Genomic DNA, 21,773 nt, shown 5'->3' on the forward strand with positions numbered 1-21,773 from the left:
CTCCCCAGGAGGCACAATGCTGTCCCCCACACGCGCGAGAGCGCTGCTCCTGGCATCCGGTGCCGCAATCGCCGGACTGCTGGTCGGCGGACTCTCCGCGGGCGTCTCGCACGCGGCAGACAACGAGAGCTGTCGCCCCGACGGCCTCTACAAGACGGCCGGTGTCGACGTCCCGTACTGCTCGGTCTACGACACCGAGGGCCGCGAGAAGATGGGCGCCGACCACCAGCGCCGCGTCATCGGCTACTTCACCGGCTGGCGCACCGGCAAGAACGGCCAGCCGTCGTACCTGGTCAACAACATCCCGTGGGACAAGATCACCCACATCAACTACGCGTTCGCGCACGTCGGCAGCGACAACAAGATCTCGGTCGGCGCCGACGGTGCGACGAACGAGGCCACCGGGATGACCTGGCCGGGCGTCGCCGGGGCCGAGATGGACCCGTCGCTCCCCTACAAGGGCCACTTCAACCTGCTGACGAAGTACAAGAAGCAGCACCCCGACGTGAAGACCCTGATCTCCGTCGGCGGCTGGGCCGAGACCGGCGGCTACTTCGGCGCGGACGGCAAGCGCGTGGCCTCCGGCGGCTTCTACAGCATGGCCACCCACGCGGACGGCTCCGTCAACCAGGCGGGCATCGACACGTTCGCCCAGTCCTCGGTGGACTTCATCCGCACGTACGGGTTCAACGGCGTCGACATCGACTACGAGTACCCGACCACGATGAAGGACGCCGGCAATCCGCTGGACTGGCAGATCGCCAACGCCCGCCGGGCCGGCCTGGTCAAGGGCTACGACGCCCTCATGAAGAGCCTGCGCCAGAAGCTGGACGCGGCCGGCGCCGCCGACGGCAAGCACTACCTGCTGACCGTCGCAGCACCCTCCTCCGGCTACCTGCTGCGCGGCATGGAGACGTTCCAGATGCAGCAGTACCTGGACTACGTCAACATCATGTCCTACGACCTGCACGGCGCCTGGAACGAGTACGTGGGCCCGAACGCCTCGCTCTTCGACGACGGCAAGGACGGCGAGCTCGCCGCCGCCGGCGTCTACGGCTCCCAGCAGTACGGCGGGATCGGCTACCTCAACACGGACTGGGCATACCACTACTTCCGCGGCTCCATGCCGGCCGGCCGGATCAACATCGGCCTGCCCTACTACACCCGCGGCCACAAGAACGTGCAGGGCGGCACCGACGGCCTGTGGGGCAAGGCCGCGGCGACCAGCTGCCCGGCCGGCTCGGGGCTGACCAAGTGCGGTGACGGCGCGGTCGGCATCGACAACCTGTGGCACGACAAGGACGACAACGGCAACGAGTCCCCGGCCGGCTCGAACCCGATGTGGCACGCCAAGAACCTGGAGAAGGGGATCGTCGGCGACTACGTCACCCAGTACGGCTTCCCGGCGAACACCTCCCTGACCGGCACCTACACCCGCAAGTACGACTCGACCCTGGTCGCGCCGTGGCTGTGGAACGCGCAGAAGAAGGTCTTCCTCTCCACCGAGGACGAGCAGTCGGTGGCCGCCAAGGCCGACTACGTGGTGGACCGCGGCATCGGTGGCACGATGGTCTGGGAGATGGCCGGCGACTACGGCTGGAACGCGGCCAAGGGCCAGTACGAGATGGGCTCGACGCTCACCTCGCTGATGTACGACAAGTTCAAGGCGGCCGCCCCGTACGGTGCGACGAAGGCGGGCGCCACCGCCCTGCCGACCCGGGCCGTGGACATCACCACGCAGTTCACCGAGTTCAAGCTGGGCGACTCGAACTACCCGATCACCCCGAAGATCAAGATCACCAACAACACGGGGACGGCACTGCCCGGCGGAACCGAGTTCCAGTTCGACTACTCGACCTCGGCCCCGAACAACGCCTCCGACCAGTCCGGCTTCGGCACGAAGATCATCAGCAGTGGCCACACGGGGAGCAACGTGGGCGGCCTGAAGGGCGACTTCCACCGGGTGTCGCTGAAGCTCCCGGCCTGGCAGTCCCTGGCCCCGGGCGCCTCCGTCGACCTGGCCTTCAACTACTACCTGCCGGTGTCCACCCCCTCCAACTGGACGGTGAACATCTCCGGCACGACGTACGCGCTCGCCGGTGACCTGGCGCGCGGCACCACGGTCGGCGAGCCGGGCGGCGGCAGCACCCCGCCCACCACTCCCCCGACCACACCTCCCACCACACCCCCCACGACCCCGCCGCCGACCGGCGGGACCTGCACCAACCCGGCGTACGTCGCGGGCACGATCTACAACAGCGGCAACGTCGTCTCCCACCAGGGCCACAACTGGAAGGCCCAGTGGTGGACCCAGAACGAGGAACCCGGCACCACCGGCGAATGGGGCGTCTGGAAGGACCAGGGCGCCTGCTGAGCGCCCGCCGAGAACGTGAGGGGACCCGGTGGCCCGGCGGCCACCGGGTCCTCCCGCCTTCCCGCCGGACCCGGCCTCGTAGGCTGGCCCGGTGATCACACATGTCGCCCCGTCCGTAGCGGATTTCGAGGAACACCGGCCCCGGATGTTCGGCATCGCCTACCGCATGCTCGGCTCCGCCGCGGAGGCCGAGGACATCGTGCAGGACGCATATCTGCGCTGGGACTCCGCGGACCGGGCCGCCGTCGAGCACCCGGGGGCCTGGCTGGCCAAGGTCGTCACCAACCTCTGCCTCAACAGCCTCACCTCGGCGCGGGCCAAGCGCGAGAGGTACGTCGGCCCCTGGCTGCCGGAACCGGTCCTCACCGGGGACGGCACCCTCGGCCCGCTGGAGTCGGCGGAGCAGCGGGACAGCGTGTCCATGGCCCTGCTCCTGCTGCTGGAGCAGCTCACCCCGGTCGAACGCGCCGTGTACGTGCTGCGCGAGGCCTTCGCCTACAGCCACCGGGAGATCGCCGGCCTCCTCGACCTCGGGGAGGCCAACTGCCGTCAGATCTACCGGCGCGCGGCGGGCCGGATCGCCGCCGAGCGCGAGGCCGCGCCGGAAAAGCGGTTCTCCGCCGATCCGGAGCGGTGGCAGGGGCTCGTGGACAGCTTCCTGGCCGCCGCACAGAGCGGGGACCTCACCCGACTGGAGGGGGTGCTGGCGGCCGACGTGCGGTACGTGTCGGACGGCGGCGGCGTGGTCAACGCGGCGCGGCGGCCGATCCTGGGGCGCGACAACGTGGCCCGCTTCGCGATGGGCGCCATGGCGAAGTACGTGGCCGGGGTGCCGGTCAGCGTCGCGGAGGTCAACGGATCGCCCGCGCTGCTCTTCGGCGAGGTGGCAGTTCTGCTGGTGGAATTCGAGAATGGGCTGGTCAGCGAGATCAGCACGGTGGTCAACCCGGAGAAGCTGGAATTCATCCGGCGGCAGCTGTCACATTCCTGAAGGCTGTCCGGTCCAGTTGGTGGACACACCCCGCACACCACCAGGGAAGGACCGGCACCATGGGCACCATCGTCGTCACGGGAGGCACCGGAACGCTCGGCTCACTCGTCGCCGAACGGCTGCGGGCGGGCGGGCACGACGTCCGCGTGCTCAGCCGACACGCCCCGGACCACCCCGTCGACCTCCGGGACGGCAGCGGCCTGGACGCGGCGCTGTCGGGCGCGGCGGTGATCGTGCACTGCGCGAGCAACACGCGCGGGGCCGGCAAGGGCGACGACATGGCCGCCGGGAACCTGATCGAGGCTTCCCGGCGGGCCGGGACCGTCGCGAACATCGTCTACATCTCGATCGTCGGGGTGGACGCGGTCCCGCTCGGCTACTACAAGCGCAAGCTCCGGGTGGAGCGACTGCTGGAGGCGTCGGGGCTGGGCGTGACGATCCTGCGCACGACACAGTTCCACGACCTCGTGGCGATGGTGGCGGACACGGCCGCCAAGCTGCCCGTCGCACCGATCCCCAAGGGCGTATCCGTACAGCCCATCGCGGTGGGCGAGGTCGCCGCCCGCCTGGCGGAGCTGGCGGTCCCGACCCCGTCAGGTCGGGTCCCGGACATGGGCGGGCCGCAGATCCGTAGCCTGCCGGACCTGGCCCGCGTCTACCTGCGGGCGACCGGCCGCACCCGCCGCGTCCTCCCCCTCCCCCTGGCGGGCAGAACCTACGCCGCCTTCCGCCGGGGCGGCCACCTGGCCCCCACGCACGCGGTCGGCCACGAGACGTTCGAGCAGTTCGCGGCACGGCGGGGACACGGCGGGGCGGGGACGAAGGCCTGAGGGCGGCTTCGGTGGGCGGGGGCTGCGGCGAGGGGCTCCAGCACGACCGTGATCGATCGGCGCGGCGGGGCCCGCCCGGCCCTCACGTCCCGAACAGCACGCCCTGGGCCGCTTCGCGGGCCGCCAGGCGGGCACCGGCCAGGACCGCCGGGTCGCCCAGGGTCGTGGCACGGATCTCCGTCGGGACCGGGGTCAGTTTCGCCAGGCGGTGGGAGACCCGGGCGGCCAGGGCGGGACCGCCCGCGCGGCCGAGTTCTCCCGCGAGGACCACGCAGCCGGGGTCGAGGAGGGCCGCGGCGGCCGCGGCGCCCAGGGCGAGGCGTTCGGCGAGGGCTTCGAGGAAGAGCTCGCCGGCGGCTCCAGTGACGGCCTGCTCCGCCGGGCCTGCGTAGCCGTGTCGGCGCGCCAGAGCAGTGACGGCGTCCCGGCCGACCAGGGCGTGGAACCCGCCCGCGCAGTCGGCGGCCGAGGGGAGGCCCCCGGTGCCCGGTACGGGCAGGAAGCCGATCTCGCCCGCGCCGCCGGAGGCGCCCCGGCGCAGCCGGCCGTCCAGGACCACGGCCGCGCCCACCCCCGCGCCGAGCCAGAGCAGGACGAAGGAGTCCAGGTCGCGGGCGACGCCCAGGCGCTGCTCGGCGAGGGCGGCCAGGTTGGTCTCGTTCTCTACGACGACGAGGGCGGGCAGGGTCCGCTGCAGGGCCGTGACCAGGTCACGGTGCCAGGCCGGAAGGCCGATGGTGTCGCGGAGTTCGCCGGTGGCGGGGGCGACGAGGCCCGGGGCGCCCACGACGACGGTGTGCAGTTCGGCGGCACCGGCCTCGTGGGCGGTGCGCAGCAGGGCCGTGACGGCGTCCTCGGGTGCGCCGACGGGCAGGGCGGCTTCGGCCAGGGGATGGCCGAGCAGGTCGGTGACGACGGCGGTGACCCGGTCGGTGCGGACGTCGAGCGCGGCCAGGTGGGCGCGGCTGGCGACGATTCCGTAGAGCTTGGCGTTGGGGCCGCGGCGCTGTGCCCCGGATTCGCCGACGACCTCGATGAGGCCCGCTGCGGTGAGCCGGTCGACGAGGTCGGCGACGGAGGGGCGGGAGAGGCCGGTCATGTTCTTGAGCTGGGCTGCCGTCAGCGGCCCGGAGTCCTGGAGGAGTTGCAGGGCGAGGCGGTCGTTGATGGCCCGGGCCGTACTGGGTGAGGCGGGGGACGGTACCGGGGTGCGGGCTGGAGTCACGGCGCCATCCTAGGAGTCGGGCCCATTATTTATCAGGCAGGTTCCCTGATAGTTTATGCGTCATGACCGGGGACACCGACCTCAGCCCGGCGCGCCTGCGCCGTGCCCGCATCGCCATCGCCACCGTGTTCTGCGCCCACGGCGCGGTCACCGGCTCCTTCGCCACCCGCATCCCCTGGATCCAGGAGCACGCCCAGCTCAGCGCGGGCACCCTCGGGCTCGCGCTCGCCTTCCCCGCCGTGGGCGCTGCGCTCGCGATGCCGCTGGCCGGACGGATCAACCACCGGTTCGGGGCGCGGGCCGCGCTACGGGGGCTGCTGGCGCTGTGGACCCTGTCGCTGATCCTGCCGAGCCTCGCCCCGAGCCTGCCGGTCCTGTGCCTGGTGCTGCTCGTCTACGGGGCCACCGCCGGCATGTCGGACGTGGCGATGAACGCGCTGGGCGTGGAGACGGAGAACCGACTGGGCCGCTCCATCATGTCCTCCCTGCACGGCATGTGGAGCGTGGGCGCGCTGCTCGGTTCCGCGGCCGGCACGGTCGCCGCGCACGCCGGCACCGACGCCCGGCTACACCACCTGTTCGCCGCGCTCGTGCTGACCGCGGGCGGCCTGGTCGCCGTACAGGGGGTGCTGGACCTGCGCAGCGACGGGGACGCGCAGGCACCCCCGCACTTCGCCCTGCCGCCCCGGTCCGCGCTGCTGATCGGCGCGATCGGCTTCTGCGCGGTGTTCGCCGAGGGTGCGAGCCTGGACTGGTCGGCGGTCTACCTGCGGGACGTCCTGCACACGGACGCGGGCCTCGCGGCCGCCTCGACCACCGCCTTCGCACTGACCATGGCCGTGGCCAGGCTCGTCGGCGACCGGGTGGTGGACTGCTTCGGGCCGGTGCGCACGGTCCGCGCGGGTGGCGTACTGGCCACCCTCGGCGGGCTGCTCGTCGTCGGGGTCCGGCATCCGGCGGGGGTGCTGGCCGGTTTCGGACTGATCGGGCTCGGCATCGCGGTGGTGGTCCCGCTGGCCTTCGCCGCGGCGGGGCGCAGCGGGCCGGCCCCGGCACAGGCGATCGCGGGTGTCGCGACGATCACGTACACGTCGGGGCTGATCGCGCCGTCGGCGATCGGCGCGGTGGCGGACGCGACCTCGCTGGTCGTGTCGTTCGGGCTGGTGACCGTGTTGGCGTTCGCGCTGGTGATCGGCGCCGCGGTGCTGCGCCCGAGGCCGGTGACGGGGCAGTCCGGGGGCGGGGTCGCCGGGAACGCCGGATCGGCCGGCAGGGATGAACCTGTCGATATCCGGCCGTAATATGTCGACTGGCCGCAGCGGCACCCTGTCACGCTGCGGCTTCGATGTGTGCGCGGCCGCTGCCGTGCGCGTCCGGAGGACCGGGACAACCAGTGAACCGGGACAACCGGTGAAGAGGAGTGGAACATGCGCCTCGGCGTGGGCTGGACCCTGCACGGAGACGGGCGGACCCCCGCCCCCGGCGCGGTGGTCCGGCCGGAGGAGCGGCTGACGTGGCCGCGGACCGCCGGGCTGGGCGCCCAGCACGTCGTGGCGATGTTCGGGGCGAGTTTCGTCGCGCCGGTGCTGATGGGCCTGGATCCGAACCTGGCCATCATGATGTCCGGCATCGCGACGGTGATCTTCCTACTCGCGACGCGCGGCCGGGTGCCCTCGTACCTGGGCTGCTCGCTGTCCTTCGTCGGTGTCGCCGCGGCGATCCGGGCGTCGGGCGGAGACAGCGCCGTGGTCACGGGCTCCGTGTTCGTCGTCGGAGTGGCGCTGTTTCTCGCCGGTCTGGCGGTGCGGCGCTTCGGCGCGCGCGTCATCCACACGGCGATGCCGCCGATCGTGACGGGCGCGGTGGTGATGCTGATCGGCTTCAACCTGGCCCCGGTGACGGCGTCGACGTACTGGCCGCAGGACCAGTGGACAGCGTTGCTGACCATGCTGTTCACCGGGTTCGCCGTGGTGTGCCTGCGGGGCTTCTGGTCGCGCGTCGCGATCTTCCTCGGGCTGGTCTTCGGCTACGCGATCTCATGGCTCTTCGACCGGCTCTTCGGGAAGATCCACTCGACGGTGGGCGGGACGGCGGCGGTGGACCACTGGCGTCTGGACCTCTCCGCGGTCGCGGAGGCCGACTGGATCGGACTGCCGTCCTTTCACGGACCGTCCTTCGAGTGGTCGGCGATCCTGATCGCCCTGCCCGTGGTGATCGCGCTGATCGCTGAGAACGCCGGCCACATCAAGGCCGTGGGAGAGATGACCGGCGACCCCCTGGACGACATGTTGGGCACGGCTATCGCGGCGGACGGCGCCGCGTCGATGCTGTCCACGGCGGTGGGCGGCCCGCCCAACACCACCTACTCGGAGAACATCGGCGTCATGGCGGCCACCCGGGTCTACTCCACGGCGGCGTACTGGGCCGCGGCGGGCTTCGCGCTGCTCTTCGGGCTGTGCCCCAAGTTCGGCGCGGTCGTCGCGGCGATCCCGGGCGGCGTCCTCGGCGGCATCACCGTCATCCTGTACGGCATGATCGGCCTGCTCGGCGCCCAGATCTGGATCAACGGCCGGGTGGACCTGCGCAATCCGCTGAACCTGGTCCCGGCCGCCGCGGGCATCATCATCGGCGTCGGCGGGGTGAAGCTGCAGATCACCGACGACTTCGAGCTGGGCGGCATCGCACTGGGCACGATCGTGGTGATAGGGGGCTACCACGCGCTGCGATGCCTCGCCCCCGCGCACCTGAAGCCGCAGGAACCGCTGCTCGATGCGGGCACGTCCGGCTATGACGACGGCGGGGAGGCGGAGGACAAGCCCCGTTGACGGGGTTTCGCCCGAACCGGGGAAGCGTACGGCCAAGTTCCCCGGATCCGTGCCGGCGCCTGCGACTCTGCCTCCCATGGAAGCGGTGCTGGCGCGGATGCGCGCCCTGGAGGAGCGGCTCCCGCCGCGGGACGGTGTCGCCGTCTTCAACCGGGTCTACCTGACGGTGACGGAGGCCCTGCACCATCGGATCGAGCACGGGGGTTTCCCGGCGCCGCGGCGCGCGGCGACCCTCAGCGTGCGGTTCGCGGAGCGGTACCTGGCGGCGGTGGAGGCGGACCGGGCTCCGGCCTGCTGGCGCCCGTTGCTGCAGTACCGCCGCCACCCAGGGATCCGGCCGCTCCAACACGCGCTGGCCGGGATCAACGCCCACATCGGTCACGACCTGGCGCTCGCGGTGGTCGCCACCTGCGGTGAGCTGGACTGCGAACCGCGGGCCCTGGAGGCGGACTTCGACCGGGTCGGCGACACGCTGGTCTCGCTGGAGGAGCACATCCGCGAGGACCTGATGCCGGGTCCGGACCTGCTGGAGATCGCCGATCCGCTGACCCACCTGGTCGGCTCGTGGAGCCTGGAGCGGGCCCGCGCCGGTGCCTGGTCCGCGGCGCGGCTGCTGTGGACGCTGCGCCGCGCGCCGGACCTGGCCGAGGAGTTCGCGGACTCCTTGGACGCATGCGTGGGCCTGGTCGGCCGCTGCCTGCTGACTCCCCGCGGCTGAAGGGAGGGGCCCGGCCCCGTGGACAAGCGCGGGCTCCGCTCGGGGCCCGGTACGGGAACGGACCGCCGGCCCGCGTGCTGACGGCGCGGGGCGACGGCCCGTGGATCGCGGGACCGGGAGGGGGTCAGTCCTCCGGGAGTTCGACCGGGGCGATCTCGTCGTAGACGTCGCCGGGGCCCGGGTTGGTGGAGTCCGTGGACCCGCCGAGGTGGTGCATGACGCCCCAGACCGCGTTCAGGGCCGTCTGGACCGCGCCCTCGGCCCAGCCCGCCGTCCAGGAGATGTCGTCGCCCGCGAGGAAGATGCCGCGCTTGTCCTCGGGGAGGCGGTCCTGCATGAAGTGGGTGTACAGGCGGCGCTGGTAGCGGTAGTGGCCGGGGAGGTTGGCCTTGAACGCGCCCATGAAGTAGGGCTCGTCCTCCCAGGAGACGGTGACCGGATTGCCGATGATGTGGCGGCGGATGTCGACCTTGGGGTAGATCTCGCCGAGGGACTTCAGCATGACCTCCATCCGCTCGTTCGCGGACAGCGGCAGCCACTTCAGGCTGTCGTCGCACCAGGTGTACGACAGGCAGATGACGGCGGGCTTGTCGGGGCCGTTGTCCAGCAGGTAGGTGCCGCGGGTCATGCGGTCGGTCAGCGTCATCGACATGACGTCGCGGCCGGTCTCCTCGTCCTTGTCCAGCCAGAACGGCCGGTCGACGGGAACGAACAGCTTGGACGACTCCATGTAGTGGGTGCGCTCGATCGCCGTCCAGTGGTCGATCGGGAACAGCGTGTCGTCGCACTCGATCTTCGACAGGAGCATCCACGACTGGGCCGTGAAGATCGCGGCGCGGTACGTGCGGATGTCTCCGGAGGAGTCCGTGACCGTGATCCGGTTGCCCGCCGTGCGGTGCAGTCGGGTCACCGCCGGGCGCGGGGTGCCGTCGTGGAGGGCGGACAGCGAGGTCCCCTGCGCCCAGTGGACGATCTTCTCGGGCTCGCGCTCCCACAGGCGCAGCGGCAGCTGCTGCGAGCCGCCGACGATGCCGCGGTGGTGGTCGTCGGCCTCGGTGTAGACGACGCGCAGGATTTCGAGGATCGAGTTCGGGAAGTCGGTGTCCCAGCCGCCGGTGCCGAAGCCGACCTGGCCGAAGATCTCGCGCTTGCGGAAGGACTTGAAGGCCTCCGACTTGCACAGGAAGCCGTAGAAGGTCTCGTCGTCGAGCTTCTCGACGAGCTTGGCCCAGATCTCGCGGATGCGCGGGACGTCCCGCTCGCGCATCGCGGTGTTCATGTCGGAGAAGTCGGCGCCCTCGTCGAGGCAGGCGTTCCAGGCCTCGGCGACGTCGCGGTAGATCTGCGGGAGGTCGGCGATGGTCTCGGCGTAGTGGGTCTCGCCCTTGAGGTCGACGACCGTGGAGGGGGTGGCCTCGGCGAGCGGGTTCGGGAAGGGCTCGGTGACCAGGCCGACGAGGTCGATGTAGTGCTGCAGGGCCGTGGAGGAGGGCGGGAAGCGCATGGCGCCCATCTCGGCGGTGAGGCCCTCGGTCTCGGCGCCCTCGAAGCCGACGGTGCGCAGGCGGCCGCCGATCTGGTCGGCCTCGTAGACGACGGGCTTGAGGCCCATCTTCATCAGCTCGTAGGCCGAGACGATGCCGGAGAGTCCGCCGCCGATGACGGCGACCTCGGTGCCGAACTCGGTCGCGGGTATCTGGCCGAGGCCCGCCGGGTGGGCGAGGAAGTCGTCGTAGGCGTACGGGAAGTCCGGACCGAACATGGTGATCGGCGGCTGTCCGTCACTGTGCGGGACGGCGGTGGTGGGCACCGTGGACGTCATGGGGTACGACTCCTTGCGGGGCAGGGCTCGGGGGTGGAGCGGTGGGGGCGGGGTGCGGCGGGATACCGGCGGGGTCAGACGAGCGAGGCGTAGAGCCCGGGCCTGCGGTCGCGCAGGTAGGGGTTGTTCTCGCGCGAGGCGCTGAGCAGCTCGGGGTCGACCTCGCCGAACACCATTTCCTCGCCGCGGCCTGCGCGGGTGCGGGTGGTGCCGTCGGGGCTCGCCAGGCAGCTGAGACCGACGAACTCGAACTCGCCCTCGGGGCCGGTGCGGTTGACGTACGCGACGTACATCTGGTTCTCGAAGGCCCGGACGGGGACGAGGTGCTCGGCGACGAACTGGAAGGGGTGCATCTGGGCGGTCGGCACCAGGAGGAGGTCGGTACCGGCGAGTGCGTGGGCGCGGACGTTCTCGGGGAACTCCACGTCGTAGCAGATCATGATGCCGACGCGGATGCCGCCGAGGTCGGCCTGGACTACGGGGGCGTCGCCGGGGGTGAAGGCGTCCTGCTCGAAGCAGCCGAAGAGGTGGGTCTTGCGGTAGTTCGCCAGGGAGGCGCCGTCGGGGCCGATGAGCTGGGCGGAGTTGTAGACCGTGTCGCCGTCCCGCTCGGGGTAGCCGTAGAGGACCGCGAGTCCGTGGCGGCGGGCGATCTCGCCGATGGCCCGGGCGGAGTCGCCGTCGTGGGCCTCTGCGAGTCCGGGGACGGCGTCGAGGTCGAGCGCGTAGCCGGTCAGGAACATCTCCGGCGCCACCAGCAGCCCGGCCCCCGCCTGTGCGGCGCGCTCGGCGGCCTCGTCGAGCGCCTTGAGGTTCTCGGCGACGTCGCCGAGGACTCCGGAGCTCTGGAGGAGGGCGGTGCGCAGCGGGGGCATGGGCGTACCTCTGTGGCAGGAGGGGTGTGTGCGGTCCTATGAACGGTACGTTTCGCCCTCCCGGCGCAACAAGGCGCCGATGTTGCGCGCTGCTGTGCGATTCGTTGCGCGTTACGGGGCTCTGGCGGCGATTCGTTGCGTCCGGTGGCCGCAGGGGCCGGTCAGTCGGCGGTCCGGCGCAGCAGGAGGGTGGCGAAACCCCAGGTGGCGCGGTATCCGCGGAGCCATGCGGCGCGGTGGCCGTTCGCTGCGTCGAGGGCTTCGGCGCTGTCCGGGTGGTCGGGGTGGTCGAGGGCCCGTGCCGCGCCGGCGGCCCGGTCGAGGGCGTTCCCGGAGACGTCGACGCCGACGCCGTGCACGCCGGGGCGGTCGCGCAGGGCCTGCAGCAGCCACTCGCCGGGGCCGCAGCCGAGGTCGAGGACGCGTTCGGTGCCGCGGGCCACGCGCGGTCCAGGAGCCGGGCCACGGCGGCGTCGCCCAGCGGGGCCGCGATGGGGTGGTGGGTGTGGGCCAGGTGGGAGATCGTTTCTCGGTTCACCCGTACACCGTCCCGGTCCGGGACGCTCCGGGCACCCGGTTTTCCGTCCGGCGGCGCACGAGGCGCGCGGGACGAAGGGGCGGCTACGCGGGGGCGCCCGAGGTGAAGCGGCGCAGCAGCGGGGAGAGGACGAGGACGGACTTCGTGCGCTCGACGAAGGGCTCGCCCGCGATGCGTTCCAGGACCCGCTCGAAGTGCCGCATGTCGGAGGCGAAGATCTGGACGAGGGCGTCCGCGTCGCCGGTGACGGTCGACGCGGACACCACCTCGGGGTACCGCTCCAGTCCTCGCCGGATGTCGTCCGGCGAGGTGTTGTGGCGACAGTAGATCTCGATGAAGCCCTCGGTCTCCCAGCCCATGGCGGCCGGGTCGACGCGGACGGTGAATCCGGTGATGGCGCCTTCGGCGCGCAGCCGGTCCACGCGCCGCTTCACGGCGGGGGCGGAGAGCCCGACCTCGGAGCCGATGTCCGCGTAGGAGCGGCGGGCGTCCTCGGCGAGGGCGTGCACGATGCGTTCGTCGAGATCGTTCAGTCGCACGGGGGGTGAATCACTTCTGTTCAGCGACCTCCGCGGCCGGGGCGGCCACGTCGGCCACGGTGGCCAGGCTGGAGCGGCGCATGCCGTAGAAGAAGTAGATCACGAGCCCGACCGCCATCCAGCCACCGAACACCAACCAGGTGGCCAGCGGCAGCTCGGTCATGAGGTACGCGCAGAAGAGGAAGCCCAGGATCGGGGTGACCGGGAAGAGGGCGACCTTGAAGGTGCGGTTCATCTCGGGGCGGGTGTAGCGCAGGATGACGACCGCCACGTTGACCAGGCCGAAGGCGAAGAGCGTGCCGATGCTGGTGGCGTTGGCCAGTTCACCCAGCGGGATGAAGGCGGCGAGGAGTCCGCAGAAGAGGCAGACGATGATCGTGTTGACCTTCGGGGTGCCGGTCTTCTCGTCGACCTTGGCGAAGGCCTTCGGCATCAGGCCGTCGCGGGACATGGCGAAGAGGATGCGGGTCTGGCCGTAGAGGACGGCGAAGACGACGCTGGCGATGGCGACGACCGCGCCGGCGGCCAGGATGACGCTCCAGAAGGAGTGGCCGGTGACGTCTTCCATGATCTGGGCCAGGGCGGCCTCGCTGCCCTCGAACTCCTGCCACGGCATGGCGCCGACGGCGACCAGGGCGACGAGGCAGTAGATCGCGGTGACGATCAGCAGCGAGAGCATGATCGCGCGGGGCAGGTCCCGCTTCGGGTCCTTGGCCTCCTCGCCAGCCGTGGAGGCCGCGTCGAAGCCGATGTAGGAGAAGAAGAGCATGGAGGCGGCGGTGCTGATGGCGGTGACGCCGAGCGGGGCCAGCGGGGTGTAGTTGCCGGCCTTGATGCCCATGAAGCCGATCACGATGAAGAGGCCCAGCGTGACGATCTTGACGGCGACCATGATCGTGTTGATCCGGGCGCTCTCCTTGGCGCCGCGCAGCAGGAACACCATGCAGAGCAGGACGACGACCAGCGCCGGCATGTTGATGTAGCCGCCCTCGCCCAGCGGAGCGGAGAAGCCCTCGGGGATGGTGACGCCGAGCGTGCCGTCGAGCAGCTCGTTGAGGTACTGGCCCCAGCCGACGGCGACGGCGGCGACCGAGACGCCGTACTCCAGGACCAGGCACCAGCCGCAGACCCAGGCTATGAGCTCGCCCATGGTGGCGTAGGCGTAGGAGTACGAGGAGCCCGAGACGGGGATGGAGCCCGCGAGCTCGGCGTAGGAGAGCGCCGAGAAGAGCGCGGTCAGGCCCGCGACGATGAAGGCGATGAAGACGGCCGGGCCGGCGATCGGGGTGGCTTCGCCGAGGACGACGAAGATGCCCGTGCCCAGGGTCGCGCCGATGCTGATCATGGTCAGCTGCCACATGGTGAGCGAACGCTTGAGCGCGCCGCCTTCGCCCTGGCCGCCTTCGGCGACCAGCAGCTCGACCGGCTTGCGGCGGAGCAGCGGGTTGGCGGGCCTGCGGGGCTCGGAAGCGAGCGGTGGCGCCTGGCCGTGGTCGAGCACGAGGGGACTCCTTGTCACTGCGGATCGGAGAGGTCGGGGATGAGGCGTCGACCGCGACGGTCCGGAGCAGGACAGGGCCCGACGGAGGAAGGGCCTGGCATGGGGGACCGCCGAGCAGGCGATCCGCGCCACTCCACGTACAGCGAGTGAGCCTACGAGCTGAGTGATACCGCCCGTAATGGACCATCCTTGCACATTGGCGCACGATCATTGCGCGGATCGGTCACGGACAGTTGTTTGTTGCGTAGGGATGATCGATCGCTGCGCGGGCCGCCGGAGACCCGCTCCATTGACACTTCGTCAGATTTGTCGCAGCCTGCGGCCCTGAGCCGGACGCGCTCCGCACGATCGGCGCGCCGGTGCCGGTGCCGGCACCGGTGGCCCGAGGCGCGCCGCACACGGCAGCCGTGCCCACCGTGCCCACCGGGCCCACCGCGGCCACCCGGATCGCATCGGTGCCGCCCGGCGGCGGTGGAAGCAGGCCGCCGCGGGGTACGGGTGAACGCGGTGGCGGCGCGGCCACCACGTGCTCCCCCGTCCCACCGTTGCCCTCGTACGGGGCGGGGCAGAAGCCCGTGGTGGACGGCGGGGTCGGCGTGGAGTTCCCGTACCCGACGATCGGAGGCGAAGGATGAGCGCACCGGTGCACGACGAGGGGCGGCCGGGACCGCGGCAGGAGCGGGCGGGGCGGCCCGGACGGGCGGTGTGGCCGGACCGGCGACAGGAGGAGCAGCAGCGGGACGACCGGCGGCAGGGCGACCGGTGGCGGGCCGAGCGGCGGGGCGCAGGGCGGGACGAGGTGCCCGGCGGATGGCAGGACCCGCAGCCCTTCCTGCGCGGGATCGCCTGGCTGGACAAGGGCCGTCCGGTGCGCGCCGACCCCGCCGACACGATGCGGCTGCCCTGGGACACCGGCGAGCGGGCCACCCTGCCCATCGGGGTGCGCCTGGAGTTCACCACCGAGACCGCGACGGCGGTCGAGATCCGCTACCGGGCCACCGTGCCCGGCCCCACGGACGCCCTGCGCGACCTCGCTCACGGCTTCGCCCTGTGGGACCGCCACGGGGTGGTCAGCGAGGTGTTCACCGAACCGGCCGCGGAGGCTGTCGTACGCATCGGGCTCGGGGGTGGCGACGGGCCTTTCCACGGTCCCTTCACCATCCACCCGCCCGAGAACCAGTCGCCCGTCGTGCTCGGCCTGCGCGGGATCGGCGGCGCCCTCGCGCCCGCACCGCCCACTCCGCGCTGGGTCGTCCACGGCGACTCCATCACCGAGGGCTGGTGGGCCACCCGCCCTGCCCACGGCTGGCCCTCCGTCGCCGGCCGAGCCCTCGGCTGGGACACCGTCAACCTTGGCTACGCGGGCGCAGCGCGCGGTGAACTCGCCACCGCCGAACAGCTCTCGGGGCTACCGGCGGACGTCCTGACCCTCGCCTTCGGCACCAACTGCTGGTCCCGGGTGCCGTTCTCCGCGCCGCTGCTGTACGAGACCACGCGCGCCTTCCTCGAACTGGTCCGCCAGGGGCACCCGCGGACCCCCCTGCTGCTGGTCTCCCCCGTGCTGCGGCCCGACGCCGAACGCACCCCGAACCGGCTCGGCGCCACCCTGGGCGCGCTGCGCGACGCGATGGAGCGCGCCGCCCACGACCGGATCGCCGCCGGTGACGCCCGGCTCGCCGTCCTCCCCGGCCGTGACCTGCTCGGACCCGAACACCTCGCGGACGGGCTGCACCCCAACGACTCCGGACACCAGGTGCTCGGCCTCGCTGTGGCCACGGCCCTGCGGCGCGCCGGGTTCGGTGCGGGGTGAGTGAAACAGCCCACACCGGACGGGGTGAACAGATCCCGTCCACCAGGGCGTGTCCTGTGCACAGTTGCCGCCGCTGGGGGCGACGGCACAGACAGACACGATGTGGGAGAGATCAACATGGGCATGAAGCGCGCAACCACCTTCGCCGCGGCCGCCGCAGCCGTCGTCCTGGCGGCCAGCGCCTGCGGCCCCTCGGACTACTCGGCCTCGGACTCCACACAGCCCGCCGGCGCCGCCGAGGCCGCCCCGGCGGCGGCCGGCCCGGGCAACCAGCCCGGCGGCCAGCTGGCGGCGTCGGTCACCGAGCAGCTCGGTTCGGTCCTGACCGACAGCGCGGGCCTGACCCTCTACCGGTTCGACAAGGACACCGCGAAGCCCCCGAAGTCCAACTGCGAGGGGGACTGCGCGAAGACCTGGCCGGTGGTCGCGGCCGGTGACGTGACCGCCGCCTCGGGCATGGACCCGTCGCTGCTCGGCGAGGTGGTGCGCAGCGACGGCACGAAGCAGCTGACGGTTGCGGGCTGGCCCGCGTACCGCTTCAACAAGGACGCCAAGCCGGGCGACATCAACGGCCAGGGTGTCGGCGGAGTGTGGTTCGCCTTCGGTCCGGACGGCAAGAAGGCGGCGAAGTCGGCTCCGGCCGAGGCCGCCCCGGACGCCCCCGCCGAGGGTGCTCCCGCCGAGGCCGGCGAGCCGACCCCCGGCCTGTCCGTCGCGAAGGACCCGAAGTTGGGCGAGCACATCGTCGACGGCAAGGGCATGACGGTCTACCGCTTCAAGAAGGACACCGCCTGGCCGATGGTCTCCAACTGCGTCGGTGACTGCCTGGCCAAATGGCCGGTCGTGCCCCCGGTGGACAAGGCCAACGCCAAGGGCATCATCGAGAAGAACTACCGGGTCATGGACCGCCCCGACGGCAAGAAGCAGCAGACCGTCGACTGCTGGCCCGTCTACACCTTCTCCGGCGACAAGAAGCCCGGCGACACCAACGGGCAGGGCGTGGGCGGAACCTGGTACGCGGTCTCCCCCGACGGCAAGCTGATCACCGTCCAGTAGCCGGCCCGATCCCCCCACCACCACGGTCCGCGCGGCCTCTGCCCCACCTCCCCCCGGGCAGGGGCCGCGCACTGTTCACGGCGCTCCGGAGCGGCCCGAACGTGCCCTCCCCGGAGGATGCCGGGGCCCGCGAGCCCGGCCGGACCGGCCGGACCCCCCACTAGACTCGGCCGCATGCTGCGCGTGCTCGCTGTCGACGACGAGAAACCGCTCCTGGAGGAACTCCTCTACCTGCTGCGCTCCGACCCCCGGGTGCGCAGCGCCGAGGGCGCCTCGGACGCCACCGAGGCGCTGCGCCGGGTCACCCGGGCGCTGGAGTCGGGTCATGACGGGCCCGACGGCATCGACGTGGTGTTCCTCGACATCCATATGGCCGGTCTGACCGGGCTGGACATCGCCCGGCTGCTGGCCGGGTTCGCGCACCCGCCGCTGATCGTGTTCGTCACCGCCCACGAAGGTTTCGCCGTGCAGGCCTTCGACCTGAAGGCCGTGGACTACGTGCTCAAGCCGGTGCGCCCGGAGCGGCTGGCCGAGGCCGTACGGCGGGCCTGTGCGCAGCTGGGCCGGGCCGAGGCGGTGCCGACCGCCGCCACGGCACCGGCACCTCCGGAGCCGGCCGAGCCGGCCGTGGTCGCGACAGCCCGGCCTGCTCCGGAGGGCGCCGCCGCCGACCGCGGCCCGGAGCAGATCGCGGTCGAACTGGGCGGCGTCACCCGCTTCGTGGCGATCGCCGACATCGCCTACGTCGAGGCGCAGGGCGACTACGCCCGCCTGCACACCGACGGGGGCAGCCATCTGGTGCGGATCCCGCTGTCCACGCTGGAGGAGCGCTGGGCGGCGCGCGGGTTCGTGCGGATCCACCGCCGCCACCTGGTGGCGCTGGCCCGGATCGACGAGCTCCGGCTGGACTCGGGCACGACCACGGTCCGGGTCGGGTCGGCGGACCTCCAGGTGAGCCGCAGGCATGCGCGGGAGCTGCGGGACCTGCTGATGCGGCACGCGACCGGTTGAATCCGGTCGCCGCGGCCCGCCGTCGCCCACCGTACGCCCCTGCCGGGCTTGTTCGCGGCGACCGCCGGGCGCGCGCGGATGCCGTTCACCGCACCGGGAGGGGCGTACGGCGATCCGCGGGAGCCGCCTGCCGCAGCGGTGGTGTGAACGGCCCGCCGATGCCGTCGCCGCTGCGTATCGTGGATCTTCCCGGCCCGGGAGGAGCGAGATGTCCGAGGTCCAGGCGCTGGTCGACGCCCTGAGCGGGCTGCCGCGGAGGCGGCCGGCGGGGCCCGCCGAGGCCGAGGCGCTGCTCGCCCTGCTGCGCAGTGCGGCCGCCCGCTGGGCAGACATCCTGTACGAGGCGGGTGAGGGCGTCCGCGATCAGGTCCCGCCGCGTGCGGAGGCGGCGCTGACGCTGGCCTTCCGGCGCGCGGAGGAGTCGTACGTGGAGCTGGAGATCGCACTGCGGGACTGCGCCGGGCATCGTGACCCGGCCATCTGACGGCGGCGGACCGGGAGGGTCCGAATCGTGTCTGTCGCCCGGTCGGGGGCCTGCGTAGACTCCGGTCACCCCGCCTCCCGTCCGAAGGACCGCTCTGGTGAACCAGACGTACGCGCTGACCGCGGTCGGTGTCGTCGTCCTGGTCACCCTGCTGCTCGGCGCGCTGGGCCTGCGGATATCCCGGACCACGTCCGACTTCTACGTGGCCTCGCGCACGGTGGGGCCGCGGCTGAACGCGGCGGCGATCAGCGGGGAGTACCTCTCCGCGGCGTCCTTCCTCGGGGTGGCCGGGCTGGTGCTGCTGCAGGGCCCCGGGATGCTCTGGTATCCGGTCGGCTACACGGCCGGATACGTGGTGCTGCTGGCACTGGTGGCCGCCCCGCTGCGGCGGTCCGGCGCCTACACGCTGCCCGACTTCGCCGAGGCGCGGCTGGAGTCCCGGGCGGTGCGCCGGATCGCGGTGCTGTTCGTGGTCGGGGTCGGCTGGCTGTACCTGCTGCCGCAGTTGCAGGGGGCCGGGCTGACCTTGGAGATCCTCACCGGGGCTCCGCACTGGGCCGGCGGGCTGGTCGTGTCCTGTGTGGTGAGCGTGGCTGTGGCCGCCGGCGGGATGCGCAGCATCACCTTCGTGCAAGCCTTCCAGTACTGGCTCAAGCTGACCGCCCTGCTGGTGCCTGCGTTCTTCCTGCTCGGCGCGTGGGCCGGGGACGGTGCGCCGCGGGCCACCTTCGACGCGCCGGCGGTCTTCCGCCAGGCCACGTCGGTGACGCTCGCGCAGGACGTGCGACTGTCGGTGCGGGAGCCGCTGGCGGTGACGGTGACCGGGCAGGTGGACGGCCGCAGCCATGTGTCGGTACCGCTGGTGCTGGCCGCCGGTGAACATTCCGTACGGGCTCACGCGCGGCTGGAGTTCGCCGCGGACACACCGGTCCCGGACGCCCGGGCGGAGCCGGGGGCGGGGGTGGGCACGTGGTCGGAGCCGCCGTCCGGGGAGCTGCGGGAGTACCGGCTGTACGCCACGTACGGACTGATCCTGGCGACGTTCCTCGGGACGATGGGCTTGCCGCACGTGGCGGTCCGCTTCTACACGAGCCCCAACGGGCGGGCGGCGCGGCGCACCACGCTGGTGGTGCTGGGGCTGGTCGGTGCCTTCTACCTGCTGCCGCCGGTGTACGGGGCGCTGGGCCGGATCTACGCCCCCGAGCTGGCGCTGACGGGTGACGCGGACGCCGCGGTGCTGGTGCTCCCGGAGCGGATGCTGGGCGGTGTGCTGGGCGAGTTGCTGGGGGCCCTGCTGGCCGGGGGTGCCTTTGCGGCGTTCCTGTCGACGGCCTCGGGCCTGACCGTGGCGGTGGCCGGGGTACTGCACCAGGACGTGCTGCCGAGGTGCGGGGCGCACGGTTTCCGGTGGGCGGCGCTGGTGGCGATCGGGGTGCCGCTGGGCGGGAGCATGGCGGCCACCCAGGTGCCGGTGGCGGACGCGGTGGGCCTGGCGTTCGCCGTGTCGGCCTCGTCGTTCTGCCCGCTGCTGGTGCTGGGCATCTGGTGGCGCGGACTGACCCCGCCGGGTGCGGTGGCCGGGCTGGTCACCGGTGGCGGGGCCGCGCTGAGCGCAGTGCTGGCGACACGGACCGGGCTGGCTCCGGCGGGCTGGGCGCACACGATGCTGGCCTGGCCGGCGGCATGGTCGGTACCGCTCGGGTTCCTGACGATGGTGGCGGTGTCGCTGGCCACCCGGTCCCGGATACCGGCGGGGACGGCGGCGATCCTGACCCGGCTGCACCTGCCGGAGGTCGTGGCGGGGAGCCGTGCGGGGGGCCTGCGGTGACCGGGGTGGGACAGGCACTGCTCGCCGTGCTGGTGGTGGCGGGTGCGGCGGTGATGCTGGGGCTCGGCTGGGCGGCGGGCCGCTGGCACGCGCGGCGCGGGGAGCGCCTGGCGGGTCTGGACCTGGGCACTCCGGTGGAGCGGGCCACCTTCCACACGCTGCACACGGCTTCGCTGGCCGCTCCCCCGCTGCGCGCCGGACTGACCGAGGATGCGGCGCGCAAGGCGGCCCGGCGGCTGCGGTCGCTGCTGGGGACGGAGGCGCTGTGCCTGACGGACCGGGAGGCGGTCCTGGCGTGGGACGGCCCGGGTGCCGACCACCACGAGCGGCGGGCGATGGCGCGGGTGGCGGTGATGCTGGAGTCGGGGCGCAGCCAGAGCGTGCGGACGGACTGCCTGCGGCCGGACTGTCCGCTGAAGTGGGCGGTGTTCGCCCCGCTGACCGGCGAGGACGGGGTGCTGGGGGCGCTGGTGGCGTACGGGTCGCGGGAGTCGGCGGTGTTGGTACGGGCCGCGACGGAGGTGGCGCGGTGGGTGTCGGTGCAGCTGGAGCTGTCCGAGCTGGACCGTTCGCGGACCCGGCTGATGGAGGCGGAGATCAAGGCACTGCGGGCGCAGATCTCCCCGCATTTCATCTTCAACTCGCTGGCGGCGATCGCCTCGTTCGTGCGGACCGATCCGGAGCGGGCGCGGGAGCTGCTGCTGGAGTTCGCGGACTTCACGCGTTACTCCTTCCGCCGGCACGGCGAATTCACCACGCTGGCCGATGAGTTGCGTTCCATCCAGCAGTACCTGGCGCTGGCCGGGGCCCGGTTCGGTGACCGGCTGAAGGTGACCTTGCAGGTGGCGCCCGAGGTGCTGCCGGTGGCCCTGCCGTTCCTGTGTCTGCAGCCGCTGGTGGAGAACGCCGTCAAACACGGGCTGGAGGACTCGACCAAGGAGTGCCGGATCACGATCACGGCACAGGACACGGGTCCCGACGCCGTGATCACCGTCGAGGACAACGGGGTGGGGATGGATCCGGCCCTGTTGCGCCGGATCCTGGCCGGGGAGCGCGGGGGTTCCTCGTCGGGGGTGGGACTGCCCAATGTCGACGAGCGGATCCGGCAGGTGTACGGGGACGCGTACGGTCCGGTGATGGAGACGGGGGTCGGCGCCGGCATGAAGGTGACCGTGCGCATCCCCAAATACCACGCGGGCGTGCACAGTTCTCCGTCGGGGCGGGTCCTGCCGCCGCGGTGCTGAAGGCCCGCGGCCTCGGGTCCGTCCGTGCCGGACGGACCCGAGGCCCCGGGCGCGGGGGCCCCGGGCCCCCGCCGCCGGGTGCCCGAACCCCGGGGTCAGCTC

18 protein-coding genes are annotated in these 21,773 nt (G+C 72.3%); 12 read left to right on the forward strand and 6 right to left on the reverse strand.

Annotation, left to right across the window (positions count from 1 at the left end; translation table 11 throughout):
- Positions 1-16 precede the first annotated feature (16 nt).
- The 3 genes from ACFW2G_RS26700 to ACFW2G_RS26710 all read left to right on the forward strand — a co-directional run bounded on the left by ACFW2G_RS26700 (position 17) and on the right by ACFW2G_RS26710 (position 4,195).
- Positions 17-2,374, forward strand: a complete 2,358-nt coding sequence (locus tag ACFW2G_RS26700) for a chitinase C-terminal domain-containing protein (RefSeq protein WP_037926259.1) — start codon at positions 17-19, stop codon at positions 2,372-2,374.
- 91 nt (positions 2,375-2,465) lie between these two features.
- Positions 2,466-3,365, forward strand: coding sequence for an RNA polymerase sigma-70 factor (locus ACFW2G_RS26705; RefSeq protein WP_236647784.1), 900 nt, complete (start codon positions 2,466-2,468; stop codon positions 3,363-3,365).
- Positions 3,366-3,424: 59 nt separating this feature from the next.
- Positions 3,425-4,195 (forward strand): SDR family oxidoreductase, encoded by a 771-nt coding sequence (locus ACFW2G_RS26710; RefSeq protein ID WP_384449339.1) that lies wholly within the window; start codon positions 3,425-3,427, stop codon positions 4,193-4,195.
- 82 nt (positions 4,196-4,277) lie between these two features.
- On the opposite strand, the gene ACFW2G_RS26715 is transcribed toward ACFW2G_RS26710, so the two are convergent.
- The gene (locus ACFW2G_RS26715) at positions 4,278-5,420 is read right to left on the reverse strand and encodes an ROK family transcriptional regulator (protein WP_384449336.1); all 1,143 of its coding nucleotides are present in this window, start codon (positions 5,418-5,420) and stop codon (positions 4,278-4,280) included.
- A gap of 62 nt (positions 5,421-5,482) precedes the next feature.
- Between ACFW2G_RS26715 and ACFW2G_RS26720 the strand changes: the two genes are divergently transcribed.
- The 3 genes from ACFW2G_RS26720 (at position 5,483) to ACFW2G_RS26730 (ending at position 8,963) form a co-directional block, all read left to right on the forward strand.
- Positions 5,483-6,721, forward strand: coding sequence for an MFS transporter (locus tag ACFW2G_RS26720; RefSeq protein ID WP_384582646.1), 1,239 nt, complete (start codon positions 5,483-5,485; stop codon positions 6,719-6,721).
- Positions 6,722-6,847: 126 nt separating this feature from the next.
- Entirely contained in the window at positions 6,848-8,245 is a 1,398-nt protein-coding gene (locus ACFW2G_RS26725) for a uracil-xanthine permease family protein (protein WP_037926246.1), read from the forward strand.
- A 76-nt stretch (positions 8,246-8,321) separates the two neighbouring features.
- The gene (locus tag ACFW2G_RS26730; RefSeq protein ID WP_037926243.1) at positions 8,322-8,963 is read left to right on the forward strand and encodes a DUF5995 family protein; all 642 of its coding nucleotides are present in this window, start codon (positions 8,322-8,324) and stop codon (positions 8,961-8,963) included.
- A gap of 124 nt (positions 8,964-9,087) precedes the next feature.
- Here ACFW2G_RS26730 and ACFW2G_RS26735 read toward each other — a convergent pair whose 3' ends face one another.
- The 5 genes from ACFW2G_RS26735 to ACFW2G_RS26755 all read right to left on the reverse strand — a co-directional run bounded on the left by ACFW2G_RS26735 (position 9,088) and on the right by ACFW2G_RS26755 (position 14,238).
- Complete coding sequence (locus ACFW2G_RS26735; RefSeq protein WP_384449328.1) at positions 9,088-10,785, reverse strand: flavin monoamine oxidase family protein; 1,698 nt, start codon at positions 10,783-10,785, stop codon at positions 9,088-9,090.
- 74 nt (positions 10,786-10,859) lie between these two features.
- Positions 10,860-11,660, reverse strand: coding sequence for a carbon-nitrogen hydrolase family protein (locus ACFW2G_RS26740; RefSeq protein WP_384449325.1), 801 nt, complete (start codon positions 11,658-11,660; stop codon positions 10,860-10,862).
- Positions 11,661-11,821: 161 nt separating this feature from the next.
- Positions 11,822-12,103: a class I SAM-dependent methyltransferase gene (locus ACFW2G_RS26745; RefSeq protein ID WP_384582649.1), complete on the reverse strand. Its 282-nt coding sequence runs from the start codon at positions 12,101-12,103 to the stop codon at positions 11,822-11,824.
- A gap of 178 nt (positions 12,104-12,281) precedes the next feature.
- Positions 12,282-12,737: an Lrp/AsnC family transcriptional regulator gene (locus ACFW2G_RS26750; protein ID WP_030027017.1), complete on the reverse strand. Its 456-nt coding sequence runs from the start codon at positions 12,735-12,737 to the stop codon at positions 12,282-12,284.
- Between the two features lie 10 nt (positions 12,738-12,747).
- Positions 12,748-14,238 (reverse strand): amino acid permease, encoded by a 1,491-nt coding sequence (locus ACFW2G_RS26755; protein ID WP_037926232.1) that lies wholly within the window; start codon positions 14,236-14,238, stop codon positions 12,748-12,750.
- 631 nt (positions 14,239-14,869) lie between these two features.
- Here ACFW2G_RS26755 and ACFW2G_RS26760 point away from each other — a divergent pair.
- The 6 genes from ACFW2G_RS26760 (at position 14,870) to ACFW2G_RS26785 (ending at position 21,671) form a co-directional block, all read left to right on the forward strand.
- Positions 14,870-16,048 carry a GDSL-type esterase/lipase family protein gene (locus tag ACFW2G_RS26760; RefSeq protein ID WP_384449317.1) on the forward strand — a complete coding sequence of 393 codons (1,179 nt, stop codon included), beginning with the start codon at positions 14,870-14,872 and terminating at the stop codon, positions 16,046-16,048.
- A 117-nt stretch (positions 16,049-16,165) separates the two neighbouring features.
- Positions 16,166-17,104: an SCO0930 family lipoprotein gene (locus ACFW2G_RS26765; RefSeq protein WP_037926557.1), complete on the forward strand. Its 939-nt coding sequence runs from the start codon at positions 16,166-16,168 to the stop codon at positions 17,102-17,104.
- A gap of 174 nt (positions 17,105-17,278) precedes the next feature.
- Positions 17,279-18,115: a LytTR family DNA-binding domain-containing protein gene (locus tag ACFW2G_RS26770; protein ID WP_037926229.1), complete on the forward strand. Its 837-nt coding sequence runs from the start codon at positions 17,279-17,281 to the stop codon at positions 18,113-18,115.
- Between the two features lie 208 nt (positions 18,116-18,323).
- A complete protein-coding gene (locus ACFW2G_RS26775) occupies positions 18,324-18,599 on the forward strand; it encodes a hypothetical protein (protein WP_037926226.1) in 276 nt (91 codons plus the stop codon).
- 97 nt (positions 18,600-18,696) lie between these two features.
- Positions 18,697-20,427 carry a cation acetate symporter gene (locus ACFW2G_RS26780; protein ID WP_037926224.1) on the forward strand — a complete coding sequence of 577 codons (1,731 nt, stop codon included), beginning with the start codon at positions 18,697-18,699 and terminating at the stop codon, positions 20,425-20,427.
- Positions 20,424-21,671: a histidine kinase gene (locus ACFW2G_RS26785; RefSeq protein ID WP_037926222.1), complete on the forward strand. Its 1,248-nt coding sequence runs from the start codon at positions 20,424-20,426 to the stop codon at positions 21,669-21,671. The genes ACFW2G_RS26780 and ACFW2G_RS26785 overlap by 4 nt, the downstream gene beginning before the upstream one ends.
- Positions 21,672-21,773: the final 102 nt, after the last annotated feature.

It is taken from the genome of Streptomyces sp. NPDC058880, assembly GCF_042742535.1.
In the GTDB taxonomy this organism is placed as follows: domain Bacteria; phylum Actinomycetota; class Actinomycetes; order Streptomycetales; family Streptomycetaceae; genus Streptomyces.